Here is a 20,550-nt window from a genome sequence, read left to right as displayed (position 1 = left end):
ATAGCAAGAGGGAGCGATTGCTGAGAACGCAAGCGGTTTAGGCGCTCTACCCCAACCGTAACACATGAGCGACCAGCCACGCGTCGAGATCTATACGAAGACGGACTGTCCGTATTGCGAGAAGGCGAAGGACCTCTTCGACAGCAAGGGCATCGAGTACGAGGAGTACAACGTCACCGGCGACGACGAACTGTTCGAGGAGATGGTCGAGCGCGCCGACGGCCGCCAGACCGCCCCCGAAGTGTTCATCGACGACGAGCTCATCGGCGGCTGGGACGACACCTCCGCGCTGAACGAAACCGGCGAACTCGACGAGAAACTCGGCATCGCCGAGGAGAGCGACGACGAGATCGTCGAGCACCGCAAACTGATCATCGCCGGCACCGGCATCGCCGGCCTCACCGCCGCCATCTACGCCGGCCGCTCGAACAACGAGCCGCTGGTCATCGAGGGCGACGAACCCGGCGGGCAGCTCACCCTGACCACCGACGTCGCCAACTACCCCGGCTTCCCCGACGGCATCGGCGGCCCGGAACTGGTCAACAACATGAAAGAGCAGGCCAAACAGTTCGGTGCCGACCTGAAAAACGGCATCATCGAGTCGGTCGAGCGCGTCGAGCAAAGCTCGACTGCAAACCAGAACGCGTCGCGTTCTGGTGACGACTCGAGCCGTCCCTTCCGCGTCGAGATGAAAGACGGCGACGTCTACACCGCCGACGCCGTCATCGCGGCCTCCGGCGCCAGCGCCCGCACGCTCGACATCCCGGGCGAGGACGAACTCATGGGCTACGGCCTCTCGACGTGTGCGACCTGTGACGGCGCGTTCTTCCGCGGCGAGGACATGCTCGTCGTCGGCGGCGGCGACGCCGCGATGGAGGAAGCGACCTTCCTCACGAAGTTCGCCGACACCGTCTACATCGCCCACCGCCGCGAGGAGTTCCGCGCGGAGGACTACTGGGTCGATCGCGTCCAGGAGAAAGTCGAGGAGGGCGAGATCGAGATCATGAAAAACACCGAACTGATCGAGATCCACGGCTCCCAAGAGAACGGCGTCGACCACGTCACCCTCGTCGAGAACGAGCAGGGCCACCCCACCGACCGTCTCGACGACCCCGAGACCGAGGAGTTCGACTTCGACGTCGGCGCGGTCTTCTTCGCGATCGGCCACACCCCAAATACCGACTACCTCGAGAACACCGGCGTCGAAACCGACGCCGACGGCTACCTGAAAACGAAGGGTGGCGACGGCGGCGACCAGACCGAAACCGACGTCCCCGGAATTTTCGGCGCTGGCGACGTCGTCGACTACCACTACCAGCAGGCCGTCACCGCGGCCGGTATGGGCTCGAAAGCTGCCTTGGACGCCGACGAGTATCTCGAAGACCTCGAGCGCGCCGAGTCCGCGGCCGGAGAAGCCGAACCCGCCGCGGCCGACGACTAACGAATCGTCCGTTCCGTCGGCTGGATCCCGTTCTTCGGCGCTCGTTCTCACTGCTGTCGCTGTGATCGGTTCGATTCCGTCACACCGAAGCGTCTACGTAGCCCTCGAGGCCGAACGGGGACGACGGTTCGACACCGACTCGGGAAACCAACGGATTATCGCTCACTGGTGCTCTGCTTCGTGGTCTTGCCGCTCGATCGGATAGCGTCTCTGCGTCGAGTTACTGCCGTCTCGATCGAACTGCGACCACAGAGCTAGCTCCGGGTGAACCCGGCAGTTCCGGTGTCGAGACGCGTCTGTCTTTCCCTCGCGGATCCGTCACCTGTCGCTGGTCGGTGTAGCGTCCGATAAAAAACCGCGGAAATTGAGGCCGGCGTGAGCCGGTAGTTGTCAGGCGTTAGTTCTGTCGGCGGAGGGCCAGCATGGCCGCGCCGAGGAGTGCGACGAGTGCGACGCCGACACCGAAGCCGGGCGTTCCGTCTCCGCCGTCGTCGCCGTCTTCACCGTCGTCGGTTCCGTCTTCACCGTCGTCGGTTCCGTCTTCACCGTCGTCGGTTCCGTCTTCACCGTCGTCGGTTCCGTCTTCACCGTCTTTCTCGTCGGTTCCATCTTCACCGTCGTCGGTTCCATCTTCACCGTCTTTCTCGTCGGTTCCGTCTTCACCGTCGGTCTCGTTTCCGTCGTCTTCACCGTCGTCGTCAGAGGTTTCCTCGACGAAGACGCCAGTTGCGTCGTCAACCGAGGAACCGCTGATACGGAAGTTGAGGTTTGCTTCCTCACCGACTTCGCGGTCGCTGAAGTCGACGGAGGCGCTTTCGAAGGTTCCGTCGTCGTTGACCGTGACTTCGGGGTTCTCGAGGAAGCTGCTGGTATCGTCAGCGTTCGTGACGCGGAGGTCGGCGTCCGTGCCGGGTGCGACGTTGGTCTCACCCGAGATGACGACGTCCTCGCCGTTCTCGATTTCGACGTTACCGTCGTCGTTGACGTTGTCGAACGTGGCTTCCGCGTCCTCGAACGTGAACGTTGCCGAGGTACTCTGCGTCGAGTCAGCCGAGTAGTACGGGAATGCCGCGTCATTGCCGTTGCCGTCAGCGCCGCCGAGGAGATCTCGGTTTTCGCCGGCACCGTTGTCACCGAACTTGAAGCGGTCATCCTCGTGCGTCTCGTACTCGATCTCGACGTCGAACTGGTCACCGTCGTCGATACTGCTGGTGAACGGTTCGTCGCTGGTGTCGACGACGATGTACATTTCACCGCTGACGTGGTTGGTCAGGATCCAGACCTCGTCGCTATCCGCGTTTGCGAGGTCGAGCTGGTTCGGTTCCTGATTGCCAGTGGTCGTACTGTCTTCAATAGCGATGTTGACACCCTCTCCCGGCAGATCATCGACGTCCTGGAGGGTGCTGGCTTCGAAGCCATCGCCAAGGGCACTGTACGGGTCGTCCGACTGCAGATTCATCGCGCCGTAGATACCGCTGGCTTCGGCGTTGATGACGAGCTGGTCGTCGATCGCGACGTTTTCGCGTTCGACGAGGTTGTTCTGAAGCTCTGAGATGTCGGAGGTGTCGTCAGCGTTTTCGCTCGGACCGACCCACGTGGTGACATCGCCCAGCTGGGGCGCGGTCAGGTCGAGGGTCGCGTAGCCGATTTCGTTGTTGACGGTGGACTCTCCATCTTCGCTGATGAACTGTCCGTTCTCGTCAACAGTCAGTTCGTAGGTGGCCGGCTGCATCGGCCGCACGAGCTGATCGAACTGATCTTCACCGTTGTTGGTGTTGATCAGGTCGAGGTCGTCCAGGTAGGACCGGTAGTCCGCCTCTGCAGTACCGTCTGCACCGAACGTCGAGTCGGTGTCCTCGTCGTAGAACGTTGCGGCGACGGTACCGGGGTTGTAGTTCATGCTGTTGACAATGTCGTCATCCGAGTAGACGACCTGTCCTTCCTGGACGGGAGTACCGCCCATGGTTTCGGCGCCCGCAGCACGGGTGTTCAGCCAGAAGGTGACTTCGTCGTCATCGTTATCGTCCTCGATGTAGAGGATGTCGATGTAGCCGGCTTCTTCGTCACCGAGCTGGACGTACGCATTGTCAGTGTCCTCGAGTTCGACGGTGAACTGCTGGAGGTCACCGGCGCTCTGCGAGTAGACACTCTGGTCGAAGCTCGCTTCGGCATCAGACTCCGAGACCGTGATGTCGGCGGTTGCCGACGCCTCAGTGTCGCTCACGTTGAAGTCGACCGTGTAGTCGCCTTCGTCAATGCCAGCGAAGTCGATGGTCTCTTCGTCGAGATCAGTATTCTGGACGAGAGCGACCTTTTCGTCGTGGGCGGCAGTATCGTCGTCTTCGTCCTCAGCGTATAGCGCAACGTTGAGGCTACCGAAGGTCTGAGCGTTATCGATATTGTCCGCAGAGGCACGGTCGTTGTTGCCCTGCTCAACGACGGTATCGATGTAGTCGCTCAGGCTGTTGAGGTTATTGTTGTTCTCGATCGTGTCACTGATGGTGACACCCTGAGCTGCGTAAGGGTCTTGAGCGGTCTCCTGATCGACTAGGATGTCGAACAGTTCGGCATCGCTGAGGTCTCCATCAGCACTAACGTTAGTCGTGTAGGTACCACGCGTGGATTCGAGCGTGAGATCGGTTTCGGCGTTCGGACCAGCGTCGGTCACCTGGTCGTCACCGAACTCAGCGGAGAGGTCCTGGACACGGACTTCGAAGGTGTCGGCCATGTCAGGGTTCCGCGGGAGATCGGCACCACGGAGGAAGTAGTCACCAGATTCGAGATCATCGGTCTCGACGACCGGGTTCCCAGCTGCGTCAGTCCCGGTGACTACTGTCTCGAATTCAGCGGTCGAGACTACCGTTCCGTCCTCGTTTGTACTCGTGACCCGGTATAGGTCATACTCTTTATTTTTGGTGATGTCGCCGCCGCTCACGGTGACATCCTGTCCTTGCCATGCTCGATCACTTTGGGTACCGTCAACGTTGTAGTTGACGTCAGCGTTTGCTGCCGCCGCCCCGCCCACGAACGCAGTGGACATGGCGACAACAGAAAGTACCATAAGCGCGGCCAGGATCGCTGCACGACCCTTTTGGCGATAGGTTGTGTCGTTTGTCATTTAGTGTTGTATTATTGTTGGATTTCGGTTGGTTAGCGTGCGATTCAGGAGTGTGAGTCATCGCCGACACTGCACCGCTGGGCTGTCGACTTGGTGACTCACACCGGGTAGGGGTGTCTGATATGTATTAAGCATCCAGTAATAAGCTTTCTGGAAGGGGAGTCATTTGGTAATACGGTACTAATCGTGGTCCGATGTCCGGGACTTCTCGAGAGCAATGCTATTCCTCTATTATCCGATCATCTATTCCGACGCAGATTCCCAGTCCCGTGATTACTCCGGAAAAGGAAACCCCCCAGCAGACGAAACCAGTAATCACATTTTAGACTCGAGATCCTCCCCCACCGTACTCGTGCCTCGAAACACGCGGAAACGGGCACCCTCGGTCGGAAGAAATACCGTCCTATTCTTCAAAATCGCCGTCCCTCTCTGCGCACACGCGTATCTGAAGGTATTTTTCTAACTCGTCGTGGACCTGACCGAGCCACTCGTCGCTGTCGGTACTCGAGCGTCGTAATCCGGCTCCGATGATTGTTGATTGGATCGTCTCCGCAACGGCATCGGGATCACACTCGGGGAAGTCACCGGCGTCGATCCCGGCACGGATCCCCGTCGCAATCGACTCACCGAATAGGCGATCGCTTCGAGTGAAGTGTTCCTGGAACGCTGGATCGTGAATCGCTTGAATCCGGAGTTCGAACATCGCCGATACGAACGCCATCCGTTTGTCGTCGACAGCCGGTGTGAACCACCAGTCGAGTACCTCTTCGAGCTGATCCGAGGGATCGTCGATCCCATCGTGTTTGAGTTTGCCCTCGAAGTGATCGAGAAGAAATTCGAGGCACTCGAGGACGAGATCGTCCTTACTGTCGTAGTGCTGGTAGACCAGCGACGGACTCTTCTCGAACTCTTCACCGATTGCGCTGATAGTAAGGTTCGCGTACCCTTGATCACAGAGTACCCGATAGGTCGCGGCGAGAATCTGCTCGCGCGTCCCGTCTGGGTCACTAAAGACTGGCTCTACCACTATCCTCACCGAATCGAGAGACGCCCATCGACACTTGCTGTGACTGGCTGTTCGAACTGATCCGTTCCGCGCGCAATCATGTGCGTAATCATATCACCCCCCCCATATAAGTACTATGATTGAACGTTCAATCACAATATCTATACGGCAACCATAACTATAGTCTACAATGAGTGAAGTGGGTACTGATAATTGCCTGCTGGTCGAACGTGATCGATTAGACGGTCTTTTTCGGACCATTCAGCCGCGTTTAGGAGGTGTTGTCGGTGCCGACTAATCGCCGAACTATCATCGTGGTTGCTCTTCTCGTAGGCGCCGTCGCCGGGACAACTATTGGCCCTTCGATTGTCGTCGCACAGGAAACCGGCACGAGAAGCGGTGAACTCACGCGTGGTGAACCCGAAATCGACGTTCTCCTCCCGGAACCTGAGGTCACTACTGGAGCCGAACAAACCCTCGAACTACAACTCCATAATGAAGGCGACCTCAAACTTGGCACCCAGCGCGGCCGAGTCCTCACAGCCCGCGGCGTGACTGTCGAGATCATCGACGGGGGACCGTTCGACGTAAAATCGGGGGCGTCATCCACCGGATCGCTGCCGGACGGACAGCTAACGACGGTTGCTCAGCGTGTCGCCGTCCCGGACGACATCGAACCAGGCGAGTACGAGATAACCGTGGAAGTGTCCTACTCCTATACGAGACAAGTTTCGGACGGGTCACAAACAGCCCAGCAACGGTCGGGGAGCGAGCGAGTTGATCTCACAGTTGAAGTACCGGATGAACCCCGTTTTGAACTCGGAACCGCCGAGACAGATGTCCAACCGGGCGCCGACGGCTCGGCGACACTTGCGGTCGAGAACGTCGGTTCCGAGACCGCTCGTCAGGCCCGTGCAACCGTTGCCGGAACCGGGGGGGTGACCGTCGACGGTGGTACCGCTGAAGAGGTACTCGGAAATCTGGAACCCGGTGATACCGAGCAACTCACTGTCGATATCGATATAGCCGAAACGACAAGTGAAGGCTCTAAACCCCTCGAAGTAACGGTTTCGTACCGCGACAGTTCGGGTATCAAGCGGAGCGCCCCACCGGAGATGACGAGCCTTGTTCCCGCTTCCAAACAGTCGTTCTCGATCCGGAACCTCGATGAAACCCTCTCAGTCGGCTACGAGGGGGAAATAACAGGCAAAATAGTTAATGACGGTCCCCGGCCCGTCGACGACGCCGTCCTGGTCGTCGAACCCATGAGCGAGTCGCTGTTCGTCGAGGACACCCGCTACGCGCTGCCGGCACTGAAGCAGGGCGAAGCGACCGAGTTCAGGTACCCCACCGACGTCAGCGGACAGGCCGACGCCGGCGCGCGTCAGCTTCGCTTTACCGTCGAGTACACCGGCAGCGGGGACGCGACGCTGACCGACGGCCCAATCTCCGAGCGGGTGGTCGTCGACGAGCGACGCGACGAGTTCTCGATCGCCGACGACGGCATCTCGGTCAGTCAGGGCGAGTCGAGCGACGCCGTCCTCGAGATCACGAACCAGCGGTCGGAGACGCTCTCGAACATCGACGCCAAACTCTACGCCGACGACCCGCTCGACGCGCCCGATGGCGAGGCGTTCGTCAACAAGCTCGAGCCCGGCGAATCGGCGGAGATCCGGTTCGAACTCGAGGCGACAGAGGACGCGACCGTCGAGACGCATCCGGTAGAACTCGACTTCGAGTACGAAACCGAACGCGGCGAGTCGATTCTCTCGGACACCTATCAGCATCCGATCGAGGTCACGGCCAGCGAAGACGATGGCGGGGGGGTTCCCTCGGTCGTCGTCGGGATACTCGTCGCACTCGCCGTGAGTACGATCGGGATCGCCCTCTGGTATAGACAGGACTGACGATGCCGGACATCGACGCGTTCCGCGACGACGACCCGGGGGAGAGCGAGCCGTCACTGACAGACCGGCTGGAGACGGTGATCACCGAACATCCCCTGAAAGTTGTCCTCGCGTTCGCCGTCGTGACCGTGCTGCTCGCCAGCGGCATCGGTGGCGGCGGGGAGCAACAGGCCGGGACCGATCAGTTCACTGAGGGTCTCGAGGAACAGGAGGCCTACGAGGAGATGCAGGCCGACTTCGCAAGCGGCGCTCGCGACGAGGGGAACGCAACCGCGAGCCTGTTTTTGGAGGACGGCCGGAACGCCCTCTCGAAACCGAACCTCCTCCGGATGCTCGAATTCCAAGAACGGGCGGAAAACGAGGATGGACTGCGGGTCGCATCGACGACGAGTCCGGCGTCACTCGTGGCACGACAACTCGATCCGAGCGCGACAACGCCGGAGACCCAGTACCGTGCCATCGAGCGCGCGTCACAGCGCCAGCTCGAGGCGGCGATCGCGGACGCCGACGAGACGGCGGGTCTCCCGGTAAGTACCGACTTCACCCGCGAGTCGGCCGCAGCGGACGTCGCTCAGGTCGCAGTGACCTACGACGTACCGCCGAACGCGGATACCGACGACACCGCCGAGCTACAGAGCCGAACCGTCGAACTGGCCAACGAGATCGACGGCTACGAGTCGGGGGATAACGTCGTGGTCTTCGGCGACGCGATCATCGAGGAGGAGATGCTGCAGTTGCTCGGCGATACCTCGATGGTCGTCTTCCCCGCGGCGCTCGTCTTGATCCTGTTTTTCCTGCTGGTGGCCTACCGGGATCCGATCGATCTCGGCCTCGGCCTCGTCTCGCTACTGCTGACTATAGTCTGGACGTTCGGGTTCATGGGTCACGCTGGGATTCCGTTCTCGGATTCGCTGATCACGGTCTTTCCGTTGTTACTCGCGGTCGGGATCGACTTCGGGATTCACATCATCAATCGATACCGCGAGGAACGCGCCGCGGGTGCGGCGATCGGCGACGCGATGGGTATCACGACTGGCCAGATGTCCGGCGCGTTCATGATCGTCACCCTCACGACCGTCATCGGGTTCGCCGCGAACCTGACGAGTTCGCTGTCACAGCTTCGCGATTTCGGTATCGTCGCCTCGGTCGGAATTGCGTTCACGTTCCTGATCTTCGCCGTGTTCCTGCCGGCCGGAAAGGTCGGACTGGACCGGCTCCGGGAAGGGACGCGGTTCCCGGCGTTCGGCTCGACCCCGCTCGGTAGCGACGACTCCATACTCGGCCGCGTTCTCCCCATTGGAACGAGACTTGCGAAGATCGCACCTGCCGTCGTTCTCGTGACTGCACTCCTCTTTGGCGGCGTTGCGGCCAGCTACGGGACGGGCGTCGATTCCGAGTTCTCTCAGGAGGCGTTCTTCCCGGACGAAACCCGACTCGATCAGTATGAACGGCTCCCGGGCCCGCTCCAGCCAGGCGAGTACACGTTCCTGACGGTCCTCGACTATCTCGAGGAGGACTTCGATCAGGGGTTCGTGGGGTCGGTGACGGTCTACGTCGACGATCCGGACGTCAGATCGAATACTGCCTTCCGTGAGGTTGATCGCGCGCTACAGGACCCACCGGATGCGTTCAAGGAGACCGACCGGCGCGCGGAGGCAACCAGCATCGTGAGCGTCACGGAACAGCGGGCGGCGACCGATCCCGAGTTCGCGGCGACGGTCAAGCGAACCGACTCGAACGGGGACGAGTTGCCGGACCGGGACGTCGACCGGGTCTACGACGAACTGCTCGAAAGCGACGAGGGGCCACAGTACGTGACCAGCGATCGAAGCGCCACGCGTATCGAGTATCAGGTGGAACCCGACGCCGATCAGTCCGAGGCGACGGCGGCCGCGAAAACGGTCGCCGACGGGATGGACATGGATGCGACTGCGACGGGAACGATGGTCGTCAACCAGGCCGTCATCGACCGGATCACCGAGTCGGCGATGCGGAGTCTGGTCGTCGCGTTCGTACTTACCGCCGTCTTCCTGATGCTCTCCTACCGGTGGCTCGAGGGACGGATGATCTACGGCGTGATCAACCTCGTCCCAGTCCTCGTGACGGTCGCGATGCTCGCGGGTTCGATGCGACTGTTCGACATCCCGCTGTCGCCGTTCAATGCGCCGATCCTGTCAGTCTCGATCGGACTCGGCGTCGACTACACGGTCCACTTTATGCACCGGTTCGTCGACGAATATGAGTCGGGTGCCGATGTCCACGAAGCGCTGCAGGTGACCGTTCGCGGTACCGGAGGCGCTCTGACCGGGAGTATGCTCACGACCGTCTGCGGTCTCGGTGTCCTCTACTTCGCGTTGATTCCGATGATCATGGAGTTCGGACTCCTCCTCGCGATGGGGGTCCTCTATGCCTACCTCACGTCGATCGTCATATTGCCGTCGACGATCGTTGTCTGGGACCGCCTCGAGCGACGGTTCGGTCCGATCGGCGGTGTTCCGTGGTAGGCTTTCGCCGTCCGTTCACACATGCCGGACGCGAGCGCTGTTCACCTACGATTTGCTCTCGCCATCGTGTTATGTGGTCGCGCCCCCTCGAAAACGGTACTCGACTCGCCCTCGAAACGCGACTGAGCGAACGGCCCATAGGGTTGTACACGGCGCGAACGACCGGACCTTCAGCGGTTCTCGCGTTGCTCGACCTTGTTCAGCTCGATCAACAGCCGGAAGATCGCCTTGACGAGGTTCGCGTCGACGTCGAACTGTTCGGCGTTGTCCCCCGCTCGGTCCATGACCTGCTGTTCCTGTGACTCGTCGGTCGTCGGCAGGTCCTGTTCGTCTTTGACCGCCGCGATCGTGTCCGCGACGTAGGTCCGCTGGGCGATCAGCTCGACGATCTCCTGATCGATCGAGCGGATCTCCTCGCGGAGTTCGTCGAGGCTCATCTCGTCGGGCGTGCGGTTCTCATCGTCGTCGGTCGGGTCGTCGGTTGGCTCTCGAGTCATAGTCGTTGCGTACCGTCGGTTCGCGTTTTCAGTAGCCGCGTCCGTCCGTCCCGGTCGGTCCAGTGTTCCTGTACGGCCTCGAGCGCGTCCCGTTCCCCGACGGCGACGTAGCTCGGACCGGTGCCGGACAAGGAGACGCCGGCGGCGTCGGGGAGGGCGTCGAGCATCGGTCCGGTCGGGAACTCGAGGGCCGCGGCGAACGCGAAGCCGTTGACAGTCATGGCCTCGCCGTAGCGGCCGTCGAGTGCGAGTTCTTCGACGAGTTCGGCCATCGGCGCGATCCGTTCGCAGGCCGAGACGTCGGCGTCGGCGCTGTAGGACTGTTCTGGCGGGGTATACACGAGCGCGTGCCAGTCGATCTCCTCGCGGGCGAGCAGGGCGTCGGCCGTGTTGTCGGTCACCGTCACGCCGCCGAGCATGCTGGCGCTGGCGTCGTCGAAGGCACCGGTTACGGTGACGCCGGCGTCGCGGGCGGCCCGGACGCCGAGCCGGCAGGCCTCGATCCGTTCGACCGCGTCGGCGACCTCGAGCGCGTCGAGCGTCGCGAGGACCGTCGCGTTCGCGGCGGCGCTGGAACTCTTCAGGCCGGAGGCCATCGGCACGTCGCTTTCGGTCGTTACGCGGGCGCCGACGGTGGACTCGTCCAGGCCCGCGGCGGCCGCGTACTCGGCGACCGTCAGTTCGACGCAGCGTTCGACGAGCGTCGTATCGGCCTCGGGCCGGCCGGCGACCTCGCCGACGACGTCACCGTCGCCCGTGAGTTCGACGCTGGCCGTCGTCTCGAGGTCGATCGCGAACGCCGACCCGGTGCCGGTCGCGAGCGCGTTGAGTACCGTCCCGGCTGCGGGTGCGACAGCGCGGCCGTCCATACTCGAACACTCTCAGAGCGCGTACTTACGGCTGACGGTCTCGTGGCTACGCGCGTCCGGGCTGGCGGGCAGATTCTCGAGCGGTCTCGATCATCCCGAGCGCGAACGCCTCGAGCGGCCGAACGGACGGGCGACGGAACGCACCCCTTTTCCCCGATCCGACCGAACGGGCGTCTATGAGCGCGCGCAACGACGTCCCCCCCAGCACGATCGGCGTCGATCTGGTCGACGGCGGCGTGGTCGTCGAGTACCACGACGGTCGGGAGGTCTTCTACCACGGCCCGCCGAAACCGGTCGAGGACGCCGTGACGACGCCGCCCGGCAAGGAGGTCCACGTCCTCGTGACCGATCCCGACGGCGTCGAGGGCGTCATGACCTACGTCAACGACCGCAACACCCACGACGACATCCTCGAGTCGACCGGCGTCGGCCGCGTGATGCTCGATCGCAACGACGAAGAAGAGCTGTTCCCCGGCGTAACCGTCGCCACGGAGGCCTACTCGATCCGTGTCGAGGCGGACCCCTCGGTCGTCGACGGCCGGGTGTTCGTCTTCGCCGAGGACGAGATGAGCGAACACGCCTACGAACTCGTCGAGGAGGCCGACTGATGCCGCTGCAGAAGTCCTGGCGCGACCTCGACCGGGACGCGGTCGCGGCCGCACCTGACCGTCCCGGCGTCTACGAACTCGGCGACGGGTCGGGCACAGTACTGGCGGTCGACCACGGCGTCCTCCGGGACGAACTCAAGAGCGCGCTGGCCTACGGGGACGGTGACCGCGTCCGCTGGACCGAAGCCCACACGCTCGAGCGGGCCGCGGAACTCGCCGCCGAGCATCGCGACCGACTCGAGTGACCTACTGGATGTAGGACGGATCGCTGTCGTCGCAGTGTTTCTCGTGGTCGGCGGCGTCCGCCTGTTCGTCGAACAACATCCCGCAGGTCTCGCACTCGTACCAGGTGGCGTCGTCGCGTTCGGTCTGGACGACCATGGTAGTCGTTGGAACGCGAACGACAAAAGGCGTTGCTCCGGTTCCATCGCCCGGGAACTGACCCGCGACGCTATGGTCAGTTCTCGAGTTCGGTCAGTTCCTCGACGTCGGGAATCTTCTCGCTGGCCGAGGTGATCTGTTGCATGCGCTGTTCGTGTTTCGTGTAGGCGTAATCGGCCAGTTCGGACGGGCTCGGGCCGGGGCCGCTCTCGGAGCTTGCACCGCCGTCACCGGCCAGACTCTCCTGGACGAGTGGCACCAGTTCGTCGACCGTCTCCCGAAGGAGGTCCGGCTCGACCTCGCCGTCGCCCACGAGCGACTTGAGTTTGGCCATCCCGAAGCCGACGTGACGACCCTCGTCGCTGCGGACCAGTTTGAGCCCCTCGACCAGCCCCGGTAGGTCGGGAAGTTCGGGCTCGTTTTCGCCGTAGGCAAGCGTGAGGCCGTAGTAGCCGGTCTGGGCGAGGATTCCTTCGATCGTCAGATGGTAGTGACAGTGTGCACGCGCACGGTTTTCGGGAGTATCGTCCTCGAGCAGCCGCGCCATCGCCCGCTCGTTGCGCTCGAACAGTTCGTCGTACGGCTCGTTGTACCACTTCTCGTCGGTCGGCGACGATAGCTCCTGCCCGCGGCGCTTCTCCTCGGCGTGGATGACTTCCCGCCAGTAGCGGTCGAAGAAGTCCGTGTGTTTCGACTCCTCGTAGAGCTGGGTCGTGAGGAACATCTGGTCGTTGATGTCCTCGAGGACGACGGCCAGCGGCGCGAGGTCCTCGGTCACCGATTCTTCGCCAGCGCCGAACAACGCGAGCGACTGCTTGAGCCCCTCGAAGGCCGGCTCGGAGAGTTCGGCCGCTCCCTCGCGGTCTGCCTCGAGATCGACCTCGTGGGGGTCCCAGTGTTTCTCGACCGCGTTTCGGTAGTAGTTGTGCGAGCGAATTCCCGTATCGAGTTGCATTGCCGGCTCGTCAGCGCTCATGCGTGCCCGAACATATGCGTCGGTTCCCGATGAGGCTGTATCTCATGTATTAGGGTGTTTAAGTGCTATCGGGCCGAACGCGACGTATGGGTCTCATCGCGGAGTTCCAACATAACTCGCCGGATATGCCGCTGACGGACGCCGTTGCGGCCGTTCCGGACGTGACGCTCTATATCGACCGAATCCTCGTCGTCGATCCCGATCGGCCGGTCGTCCTCTGTCGCGTCATCGGCGACGAGGAGCGGTTTTCGGCGGCGCTCGCGGACGATCCGACGGTCGAAATGGCCGAGACGATCGACGCGGGCGGGGACGAGGACGCGATGTACCGGATCAGACTCCGGAACCCGCCGCTGCCGATCTACCGAAAGTACGTCGAACTCGGGACGACGCCGCTGGGCGGTATCGTGACCGTCGACGGCTGGTGGGCACGCGCCCGATTCCCCGACCGGGAGGCACTCGCAGAATACCGGGCGTTCTGTACCGAGCGGGGCAGTGACTTCAAACTCGAGCGACTCACCCGTGAGTCGGCGAGCGACGAGCCGCCGTTCGGGCTCACGCACGAGCAGTACGAGGCCCTCGTCGAAGCCCGCGATGCGGGATACTTCGCCGTCCCGCGGGCGGCCTCCACCGAGGAGGTCGGCGATCGACTGGGTATCTCGGCACCGTCTGCCTCCGAGCGGCTCCGTCGCGGGATCGATCGATTGCTCGAGAACGCGCTGTGAGGGCGCTTCCGAGGGGACAATTCTCAAGGCCACCGGCGCGAAAGGAACGGGTATGAGTTCGTCGGAAGCGGACGGCGTGACGCTGTCGGTTCGCGCCGCGGAGAAAGGCGACGCCGGCCGGGGCGTCGCGCGCATCCCCGAGCAGGCGCGGCGACAGCTCGGAGTTCTCAGCGGCGATACCGTCGTGATCGAGGGCACAGAGACGACGGTCGCCAAGATGTGGCCGGCCGACGCGTCCGTCCCGGAGACGGCGATCCAGATCGACGGCGATACGCGCGCGAACGCGGGCGTCCACGTCGGCGATACGGTCGCCGTCCGGGCCAAGGACAAGTCGACGATCACCGACGCCGACCGCGTGACCCTCGTCGCGCCGCCGGGACTTTCCGACCGCCAGCAGCGGGCCGCCGAAACCGACGCGACGAAGCGACTCCGGAACCGACCGGTCCGTGCCGGGGAACAGATCCGGATCGAAGGGATCGACCAGCAACCGTTCAGGGTGACCGACACCGATCCGAACGGCGACGTGCGGATCACCGACGAGACGACGGTCCGGATCGTCGACGCCGGCGCGGGATCGGGTGCTGTCGGCTCGAACGACGCCGGCTCCGGTACCGCTGCCAGCGGCGGTTCGGATACCCGCAACGAAGGGGCCGCGTCCCTCCCGTCCGACGGCGCGACCGACCGCGACGAACCCGGGCCGAGTTCGGGCGTCACCTACGAGGACATCGGCGGCTTGGACGAGGAACTCGAGCAGGTCCGGGAGATGATCGAACTCCCGCTGTCGGAACCGGAGCTGTTCCGTCGTCTCGGCGTCGAGCCGCCGTCGGGCGTTTTGCTGTACGGCCCGCCGGGCACCGGGAAGACCCTGATCGCACGGGCAGTTGCCAACGAGGTCGACGCCAATTTCGAGACGATCTCGGGGCCGGAGATCATGTCGAAGTACAAAGGCGAGAGCGAGGAACGGCTCCGAGAGGTGTTCGAAACCGCCGAGGCGAACGCACCGACGATAATTTTCTTCGACGAAATCGATTCTATTGCGGGCGCTCGAGACGGCGAGGGTGACGCCGAAAACCGGATCGTCGGCCAACTGCTGACGCTGATGGACGGTCTCGACGCCCGCGGCGAGGTCATCGTCATCGGCGCGACCAACCGCGTCGATACGATCGATCCCGCACTCCGGCGCGGCGGTCGCTTCGACCGCGAGATTCAGATCGGCGTCCCCGACGAGGAGGGCCGCCGGGAGATACTCGAGGTCCATACCCGCGGGATGCCACTCGCGGACGACGTCGACGTCGACGCGATCGCGCGACGGACCCACGGCTTCGTCGGGGCAGACCTGGACGCCGTCTCGAGCGAGGCCGCGATGGCGGCCATCCGCGACCGGCCGACCGATACCGACGAGAAACAGGACTGGAACCGGAACCCGACGGTGCGAAAGGCCCACTTCGACGCCGCGCTCGCGTCGGTCGAGCCCTCCGCGATGCGCGAGTACGTCGCCGAGTCGCCGACCACCGACTTCGACGACGTGGGCGGCCTCGAGGCGGCGAAACAGACACTCCGGGAGTCGGTCGAGTGGCCGCTGACCTACGACCGACTCTTCGAGGAGACCAATACGAACCCGCCGTCGGGCGTCTTGCTGTACGGGCCGCCCGGCACCGGCAAGACGTTGCTCGCCCGGGCGCTCGCGGGCGAGACCGACGTCAACTTCGTCCGCGTCGACGGGCCCGAGATCGTCGACCGCTACGTCGGCGAGAGCGAGAAGGCGATCCGCGAGGTCTTCGAGCGCGCTCGCCAGTCGGCACCCTCGATCGTCTTCTTCGACGAGATCGACGCGATCACCGCCGCCCGCGGCGAGGGCCACGAGGTCACCGAACGCGTCGTCTCACAGCTGCTGACCGAACTCGATGGAATGCGGGAGAACCCCAACCTCGTGGTGCTGGCCGCAACGAACCGCAAAGACCAGATCGACCCTGCCCTGCTTCGACCCGGCCGGCTCGATACCCACGTCTTCGTCGGCGAACCGGACCTCGAGGCTCGGAAAAAGATCCTCGCGGTCCACGCCGAGGGCAAGCCGCTCGCCGACGACGTCGACATCGACGACCTGGCGGTCGAACTCGAGGGGTACACCGGTGCCGACCTCGAGGCGCTGGTCAGGGACGCCTCGATGCGAGCGATCCGCGACGTCGCGAGCGAGTACGGGCCGGAAACGGCAAACGAGAAGGCTTCGGAGGTCCGAATCGAGCGCCGCCACCTCGAGGCCGCGCGGGACGCAACCGACCGGCCCTAGCGTCGCGTCACGGGCCGGCGATCCGAGGCCGGCCCGTCGGCGTCGGCGGCTCGGTCAGTGTCGTCACGATCGTCCGTCCGGGGCCACCGAACGCAGTTCGTCGACGGTACCGAGGACGGAGAGGTCGTCGCCGGCCCGGAGGGTCAGGTTGTCCGCCGGGAACGGACGGACCTCGCCGTCGCGGACCACGGCGAGGACGGTCCCCGGAACCCACCCGACGAAGACGTTCTCGAGCGACCCGCCGTCGTCGACGGTGACCGACCTGACCGTCCCATCGGCCGCACGGAGCGCGGCGAGTAGCCGGAAACCGTCGTCAGGGGGGCCAGACCGAGCCGCGAGTCGATACCGGGTGTCAGGCTCGGTAGCGAGTCGGTCGGCAACGTCGGCGTCGACGGCGACGGTCGCGGCGTCGCCATCCGTCGCCCACAGCCGTCCGGTCGCGACGAGGCGACTCGATCCCTCGGCGGTCGCCCAGACTTCGACGGGGTCGCCCGCGCCGACGGCGGGCGCCGGCTCGCCGCGGATCGACACCGCGACGGTTCCCGGCGGGATGGTCGCTGCGATCCCCGACCGGGTTCCCCCGACCGCGAGCCGGTCGATCGCCCCGTCGGCCCCGACCGTGATCGAGACGTGGCCGAGATCGTAATCGCGCTCGAGCCGGCTCGAGAGTCGGGTTCGAAGCGCCGAGTGGGTATCGACCTGCGGTAACAGGACCGTGCTGCCGGCGAGATCGCGTTTGATCGACGGCTCGACGGATGGGGAGCCCGCCGCGTCGTCGATCCGGTCGGGCAGCCGGACGACCGACGGGAGCCGCGCCGACCGAACGAGTGCGGCGATCTCGCCGGTCGCGCCAAGTCGCTCGATGTCGAAGACATCGCGGGCGATCCGATCGCCCACCCGCCGGCCGCCCTCGGCGCTGAGGGCGCTCGCGGCGATCGCCCCGAGGAAGTACGCGGCGGTGGCGTAGTGAACGAGCGGCGTCCCATCGAGTATCGTCGACCGACCGAGCCCGACTGCGTTCAGCCAGCCGACGACGACGCCGAGCCCCGCGAACAGCCCCACGCCAACGGGGAGCGCTCGAGCGCTCGCGACGCGGTAGCCGAACGCGACGACCGTCGCGACAAGCCCCGACAGGAGCGCGAACCCGACGACGGTTCGCATCGCCGTTTCGGTCCACTCGGTGACGACCGCCTGAGCGAGGACGCTCATGGCGACACCCCCGTCGCCGCCTCGACGGGCGGCGGTGGACGCAAGTCGTGATCGTCATCGATGTAACGCTGGAGGGTGACTTTGTCCCCCGAAACGAACACCGATTCCCGGTCGTCGAGTGTCTCCGGATCCGGATCGAGCTGCCACCGGTTCCGGTCGGCAACGGGCTTTGCTCCCGTCGTCTCGGTCGCATCGACATCGGCCGGTGAACTCGCCGCAACGGGATGGATCGAATCGTCAGTCTCGCCCTTGCTCGCCTCGAGCGCCGATGCGATCGTCCCCCCGGAGACGTGCCGGACCGCGTAGTCCGCTCGCTCGAGGCGGGCCAGCGCCTCCCGCTCGGGGTCGTGACCGGTCGCGGGAACGGCGATGCGAGCGTGATCTGCGGCCAGGAGCGGCGTGGCGTCGGGTGCGGGAACGGCGACGGTAACGGTCTCGTCCACATCAGTCGAATCGTCGGCTCCCGTCTCTCGCCCCGGGCGGGCACACCCGTCGACGGACAGGACGGTTCCCGTCGTCGACGCGTCTCGAGTGACGACCTCGACGGTCGTCCCGGGCACCAATCCGGGCGGGAAGGGGGCGGAAACCGAAACCGCACGCCAGCCGTCCGGAACCGCAGCCGCGACGCCGTCGGTCGGCGGTGCAGCGGCGACGGTCGCCCGGCCGCGGCCGTCGATCGATACCGACACGGCGGTCAGGTCGTATTCGGTTCGGAGCCGCGTCGCTAGCCGGGTCTCGAGGGCCGAAAGCGGAAGGTCCGCGGGCAGTCGCCATGCGTCGGCTTCGATCGCCGTCCGCACGTCCGGTGACAGCGGCGGGTAGCCGTCGATATCGCGAACACCGCCGGTTGTCTGGATCCGCACCTGTCCCATGGCATCGACTGCGTCGATGGCTGCGGCCGACAGCGACCGCGTCCGGATAGTCGGCCGATCGGCCCCGATCGGGAGTTCCGCGGCGATGCGCTCGCCCTGACTCGCCGCGGACGCCGAAAGGAGGGCGACGACGAGCGCCGCGGCCCCGAATCGGGGGACCTGCGCTCGACTGACCCCTCCCTCGAGGAGGCCGACGAAATACCCGTTGCACCCGGCGAGGAAGACGCCGAGACCGACGGCGGCCGGGAGCGGGAGTTCGCGATCCCGGCAGTCAGTTACGACGGCGAGGGCACCGACGACGATCGCGGGACCGACGCCGACGACGAAGCCGAACGCGATACCGACGACGAGTTCCGTCGTAATTTCGATCATCGGTGGTAACGGCCGGCGATCATCGGGAAACGACCCGGATGGTCGGGTTCGGTTGCTCGTCGATATAGTTGCTGTCCGACGGCGGGATCACCTCGAGCTGGATCGCCCCCATGTCCTGATCGGCCCGCAGGCTCTGGTCACCGCTGAAATCGAGCTGTGCGTGATTGTCGTCGCCGGTCGGTTTGTCGAGGACGCCGTCGAGTTGCGCCGAGTCGGCGGTCGCGACGATGGTTGCGTCCGAGACGTTGTTCCCGTTCTCGTCGATCGCGTAGACGTCTACCTTCGCGTCGCTTCCGGTCGCGTCCGCCTCGATCACCTGATCGTCGTCGGCGATCTTCACGGTCACTTCCGTATCGCCGACGCTACCGATCCCGCCGAGCATGTTCAGCATGATCGCGAGCGCCGCGACCCCGACGACCAGCGCGATGACTAGCCGGATCGGCAGTCCCTCGATCGCGCGGTCGTCGCGAGCGAACGACGACAGTGATCGATGCGGTCCGTCCCTCGAATCGGACTCAGTCCGGTTCGAACTCATGGGCGTGCTGGCCGCGGCTTCCGTCTTAAACGGTGGGACGCGGGTTCAAATACGAAGCCGCGGGAGTCGGGGCCGTGAGCTTCGTACTCGGTCGCGATGCCGACCGCGAGGACGGCCCCAGCTGTCGGCTCGGTGTCTATCGGGCGCTCGACGGCAGCGACGGCGCCCCGCTCGCGCTCGATCTGGACTCTCCCCACGCGATCGCGCTCGTCGGCAAGCGCGGCTACGGTAAGTCACATACGATGGGTGTGATCGCGGAGGGGCTCGCACGGGCGCATGGACTCGCACCAGTCGTTGTCGATCCGATGGGAGCGTTCGCAACGCTCGCGGCGTCGGCGGACGGCAAGCCGGTTCCGGCGACGGTCGTCGCGGAGCCGACGGTCGCGCCGGCGTCGCTCGACCCCAGGTCGTGGTGTACGCTGCTCGGTCTCTCGCCGGAAAGTGCCGCCGGAAGCCTCCTCTGGCGGGCCGCACAGGCCGAACCTACGATCGACGGCATGCGAACGCACGTCGAATCGGCCGACGCGGCACGCGCCGCACGACGCGCGGCGACGAACCACCTGCGGCTGGCCGACTCGTGGGACGTCTTCGACGCCGACGGGCTCGGCGCTCGAGCGCTTGCCGGTCCCGAAATAACGGTCGTCGACGTCTCCAGTCTCTCGGCCGCCCCGATGAACGCCGTCTGTCGCGGGGTCGCTGAAGCGCTGTACCGCGCCCGCGTCGACGCCGCGGTCGACCGGCTCCCCTGGCTCTTGCTCGACGAGGCCCACACCTTCTTCGACGGCGTGGCCGCACCCGCCCTCGAGACGATCCTGACCCGCGGCCGCGCGCCCGGCGTCAGCCTCGTGGCCGCGACACAGCGTCCGAGCGCGCTCCCCGACGTCGGGATCTCACAGTCCGATATCCTCGTCTCGCACCGGCTTACAGCCGGGGACGATCTGGCGGCGCTCGAGGCCGCCCAGCCGACCTACGTCGGCGGCTCGCTGGCCGACGCCGACCGACTACCGGAGGCCCCCGGCGAGGTCCTCGTCATCGACGACGCCACAGAGACGGTCCACGCGGGGCGGGTGCGGGAGCGAGACACGCCACACGGCGGCGAGAGCCCGGCCGCGAGCGACGTGGTCGTTCGTCCCGACCATAGTAGCCACTGAAAGTCATTGCGCACCCGATCGCACGACGGCTGTGCGATCGGTGTGTAAATCGTTTCGGTTGTTACGATAGCGACCAAACGGCCGTCTCGCGGTTC

Annotated in this window: 17 protein-coding genes; 8 read left to right on the top strand and 9 right to left on the bottom strand. The window is 64.6% G+C overall.

What is annotated here, in order from left to right; translation table 11 throughout:
* The first annotated feature begins 64 nt into the window (after positions 1-64).
* Positions 65-1,441 carry a glutaredoxin 3 gene (gene grxC, locus NP511_RS16075; protein WP_049966279.1) on the top strand — a complete coding sequence of 459 codons (1,377 nt, stop codon included), beginning with the start codon at positions 65-67 and terminating at the stop codon, positions 1,439-1,441.
* 397 nt (positions 1,442-1,838) lie between these two features.
* Here the strand turns inward: grxC and NP511_RS16070 are convergent, their stop codons facing one another.
* Together NP511_RS16070 and NP511_RS16065 are read right to left on the bottom strand one after the other, a co-directional pair.
* The gene (locus NP511_RS16070) at positions 1,839-4,169 is read right to left on the bottom strand and encodes a BGTF surface domain-containing protein (protein ID WP_308986942.1); all 2,331 of its coding nucleotides are present in this window, start codon (positions 4,167-4,169) and stop codon (positions 1,839-1,841) included.
* 793 nt (positions 4,170-4,962) lie between these two features.
* Positions 4,963-5,586, bottom strand: a complete 624-nt coding sequence (locus NP511_RS16065; RefSeq protein WP_049966277.1) for a TetR/AcrR family transcriptional regulator — start codon at positions 5,584-5,586, stop codon at positions 4,963-4,965.
* 1,094 nt (positions 5,587-6,680) lie between these two features.
* Between NP511_RS16065 and NP511_RS16060 the strand changes: the two genes are divergently transcribed.
* Both NP511_RS16060 and NP511_RS16055 read left to right on the top strand, forming a co-directional pair.
* Positions 6,681-7,472 (top strand): COG1361 S-layer family protein, encoded by a 792-nt coding sequence (locus tag NP511_RS16060; protein WP_308986941.1) that lies wholly within the window; start codon positions 6,681-6,683, stop codon positions 7,470-7,472.
* Positions 7,473-7,474: 2 nt separating this feature from the next.
* Positions 7,475-9,976 (top strand): efflux RND transporter permease subunit, encoded by a 2,502-nt coding sequence (locus NP511_RS16055; protein ID WP_049966275.1) that lies wholly within the window; start codon positions 7,475-7,477, stop codon positions 9,974-9,976.
* A 170-nt stretch (positions 9,977-10,146) separates the two neighbouring features.
* On the opposite strand, the gene NP511_RS16050 is transcribed toward NP511_RS16055, so the two are convergent.
* Both NP511_RS16050 and NP511_RS16045 read right to left on the bottom strand, forming a co-directional pair.
* Positions 10,147-10,473 (bottom strand): chorismate mutase, encoded by a 327-nt coding sequence (locus tag NP511_RS16050; RefSeq protein WP_049966274.1) that lies wholly within the window; start codon positions 10,471-10,473, stop codon positions 10,147-10,149.
* The gene (locus NP511_RS16045) at positions 10,470-11,342 is read right to left on the bottom strand and encodes a shikimate kinase (RefSeq protein ID WP_049966273.1); all 873 of its coding nucleotides are present in this window, start codon (positions 11,340-11,342) and stop codon (positions 10,470-10,472) included. Before NP511_RS16045 ends, NP511_RS16050 begins: the two co-directional genes overlap by 4 nt.
* Positions 11,343-11,518: 176 nt before the next feature.
* Here NP511_RS16045 and NP511_RS16040 point away from each other — a divergent pair, with 176 nt between their 5' ends.
* Both NP511_RS16040 and NP511_RS16035 read left to right on the top strand, forming a co-directional pair.
* Positions 11,519-11,950 carry a DUF5796 family protein gene (locus NP511_RS16040; RefSeq protein ID WP_049966272.1) on the top strand — a complete coding sequence of 144 codons (432 nt, stop codon included), beginning with the start codon at positions 11,519-11,521 and terminating at the stop codon, positions 11,948-11,950.
* Positions 11,950-12,195, top strand: coding sequence for a DUF7508 domain-containing protein (locus NP511_RS16035; RefSeq protein ID WP_006649357.1), 246 nt, complete (start codon positions 11,950-11,952; stop codon positions 12,193-12,195). The genes NP511_RS16040 and NP511_RS16035 overlap by 1 nt, the downstream gene beginning before the upstream one ends.
* A 1-nt stretch (position 12,196) precedes the next feature.
* Here NP511_RS16035 and NP511_RS16030 read toward each other — a convergent pair whose 3' ends face one another.
* Together NP511_RS16030 and NP511_RS16025 are read right to left on the bottom strand one after the other, a co-directional pair.
* Positions 12,197-12,331 (bottom strand): DUF7128 family protein, encoded by a 135-nt coding sequence (locus NP511_RS16030; RefSeq protein WP_049966271.1) that lies wholly within the window; start codon positions 12,329-12,331, stop codon positions 12,197-12,199.
* A gap of 76 nt (positions 12,332-12,407) precedes the next feature.
* Positions 12,408-13,307 (bottom strand): ribonucleotide-diphosphate reductase subunit beta, encoded by a 900-nt coding sequence (locus NP511_RS16025; RefSeq protein WP_049905653.1) that lies wholly within the window; start codon positions 13,305-13,307, stop codon positions 12,408-12,410.
* 86 nt (positions 13,308-13,393) lie between these two features.
* On the opposite strand from NP511_RS16025, the gene NP511_RS16020 reads away from it, so the two are divergent.
* Complete coding sequence (locus tag NP511_RS16020; RefSeq protein WP_049966270.1) at positions 13,394-14,029, top strand: helix-turn-helix domain-containing protein; 636 nt, start codon at positions 13,394-13,396, stop codon at positions 14,027-14,029.
* A 52-nt stretch (positions 14,030-14,081) separates the two neighbouring features.
* On the top strand, positions 14,082-16,316 hold the full coding sequence (locus NP511_RS16015; protein WP_049966269.1) for an AAA family ATPase: 2,235 nt from the start codon (positions 14,082-14,084) through the stop codon (positions 16,314-16,316).
* Positions 16,317-16,379: 63 nt separating this feature from the next.
* On the opposite strand, the gene NP511_RS16010 is transcribed toward NP511_RS16015, so the two are convergent.
* The 3 genes from NP511_RS16010 to NP511_RS16000 are packed head-to-tail and all read right to left on the bottom strand — an operon-like array spanning position 16,380 to position 19,304.
* Complete coding sequence (locus tag NP511_RS16010; protein ID WP_049966268.1) at positions 16,380-17,525, bottom strand: DUF8167 domain-containing protein; 1,146 nt, start codon at positions 17,523-17,525, stop codon at positions 16,380-16,382.
* Positions 17,522-18,769 (bottom strand): DUF8167 domain-containing protein, encoded by a 1,248-nt coding sequence (locus NP511_RS16005; protein WP_049966267.1) that lies wholly within the window; start codon positions 18,767-18,769, stop codon positions 17,522-17,524. Before NP511_RS16005 ends, NP511_RS16010 begins: the two co-directional genes overlap by 4 nt.
* A gap of 19 nt (positions 18,770-18,788) precedes the next feature.
* On the bottom strand, positions 18,789-19,304 hold the full coding sequence (locus tag NP511_RS16000) for a DUF7382 domain-containing protein (RefSeq protein ID WP_006649351.1): 516 nt from the start codon (positions 19,302-19,304) through the stop codon (positions 18,789-18,791).
* A gap of 74 nt (positions 19,305-19,378) precedes the next feature.
* Here NP511_RS16000 and NP511_RS15995 point away from each other — a divergent pair, with 74 nt between their 5' ends.
* Positions 19,379-20,455: an ATP-binding protein gene (locus NP511_RS15995; RefSeq protein ID WP_049966266.1), complete on the top strand. Its 1,077-nt coding sequence runs from the start codon at positions 19,379-19,381 to the stop codon at positions 20,453-20,455.
* Positions 20,456-20,550: the final 95 nt, after the last annotated feature.

Source organism: Natrinema thermotolerans (assembly GCF_031165565.1).
Lineage (GTDB): Archaea > Halobacteriota > Halobacteria > Halobacteriales > Natrialbaceae > Natrinema > Natrinema thermotolerans.
The sequence above is the reverse complement of the archived record's forward strand: the minus strand, read 5'-3'. Positions and strand labels throughout refer to the sequence as shown.

Excerpts from the sequence above, each read along its gene's own strand:
- NP511_RS16030 (WP_049966271.1), bottom strand. The coding sequence starts at position 12,331 with ATGGTCGTCCAGACCGAACGCGACGACGCCACCTGGTACGAGTGCGAG.
- NP511_RS16045 (WP_049966273.1), bottom strand. The coding sequence starts at position 11,342 with ATGGACGGCCGCGCTGTCGCACCCGCAGCCGGGACGGTACTCAACGCG.
- NP511_RS16055 (WP_049966275.1), top strand. The coding sequence starts at position 7,475 with ATGCCGGACATCGACGCGTTCCGCGACGACGACCCGGGGGAGAGCGAG.
- NP511_RS16000 (WP_006649351.1), bottom strand. The coding sequence starts at position 19,304 with ATGAGTTCGAACCGGACTGAGTCCGATTCGAGGGACGGACCGCATCGA.
- NP511_RS16070 (WP_308986942.1), bottom strand. The coding sequence starts at position 4,169 with ATGGCCGACACCTTCGAAGTCCGTGTCCAGGACCTCTCCGCTGAGTTC.
- NP511_RS16020 (WP_049966270.1), top strand. The coding sequence starts at position 13,394 with ATGGGTCTCATCGCGGAGTTCCAACATAACTCGCCGGATATGCCGCTG.
- NP511_RS16050 (WP_049966274.1), bottom strand. The coding sequence starts at position 10,473 with ATGACTCGAGAGCCAACCGACGACCCGACCGACGACGATGAGAACCGC.
- NP511_RS16015 (WP_049966269.1), top strand. The coding sequence starts at position 14,082 with ATGAGTTCGTCGGAAGCGGACGGCGTGACGCTGTCGGTTCGCGCCGCG.
- NP511_RS16005 (WP_049966267.1), bottom strand. The coding sequence starts at position 18,769 with ATGATCGAAATTACGACGGAACTCGTCGTCGGTATCGCGTTCGGCTTC.
- NP511_RS16025 (WP_049905653.1), bottom strand. The coding sequence starts at position 13,307 with ATGAGCGCTGACGAGCCGGCAATGCAACTCGATACGGGAATTCGCTCG.
- NP511_RS16010 (WP_049966268.1), bottom strand. The coding sequence starts at position 17,525 with ATGAGCGTCCTCGCTCAGGCGGTCGTCACCGAGTGGACCGAAACGGCG.
- NP511_RS16060 (WP_308986941.1), top strand. The coding sequence starts at position 6,681 with ATGACGAGCCTTGTTCCCGCTTCCAAACAGTCGTTCTCGATCCGGAAC.
- NP511_RS16035 (WP_006649357.1), top strand. The coding sequence starts at position 11,950 with ATGCCGCTGCAGAAGTCCTGGCGCGACCTCGACCGGGACGCGGTCGCG.
- grxC (WP_049966279.1), top strand. The coding sequence starts at position 65 with ATGAGCGACCAGCCACGCGTCGAGATCTATACGAAGACGGACTGTCCG.
- NP511_RS16040 (WP_049966272.1), top strand. The coding sequence starts at position 11,519 with ATGAGCGCGCGCAACGACGTCCCCCCCAGCACGATCGGCGTCGATCTG.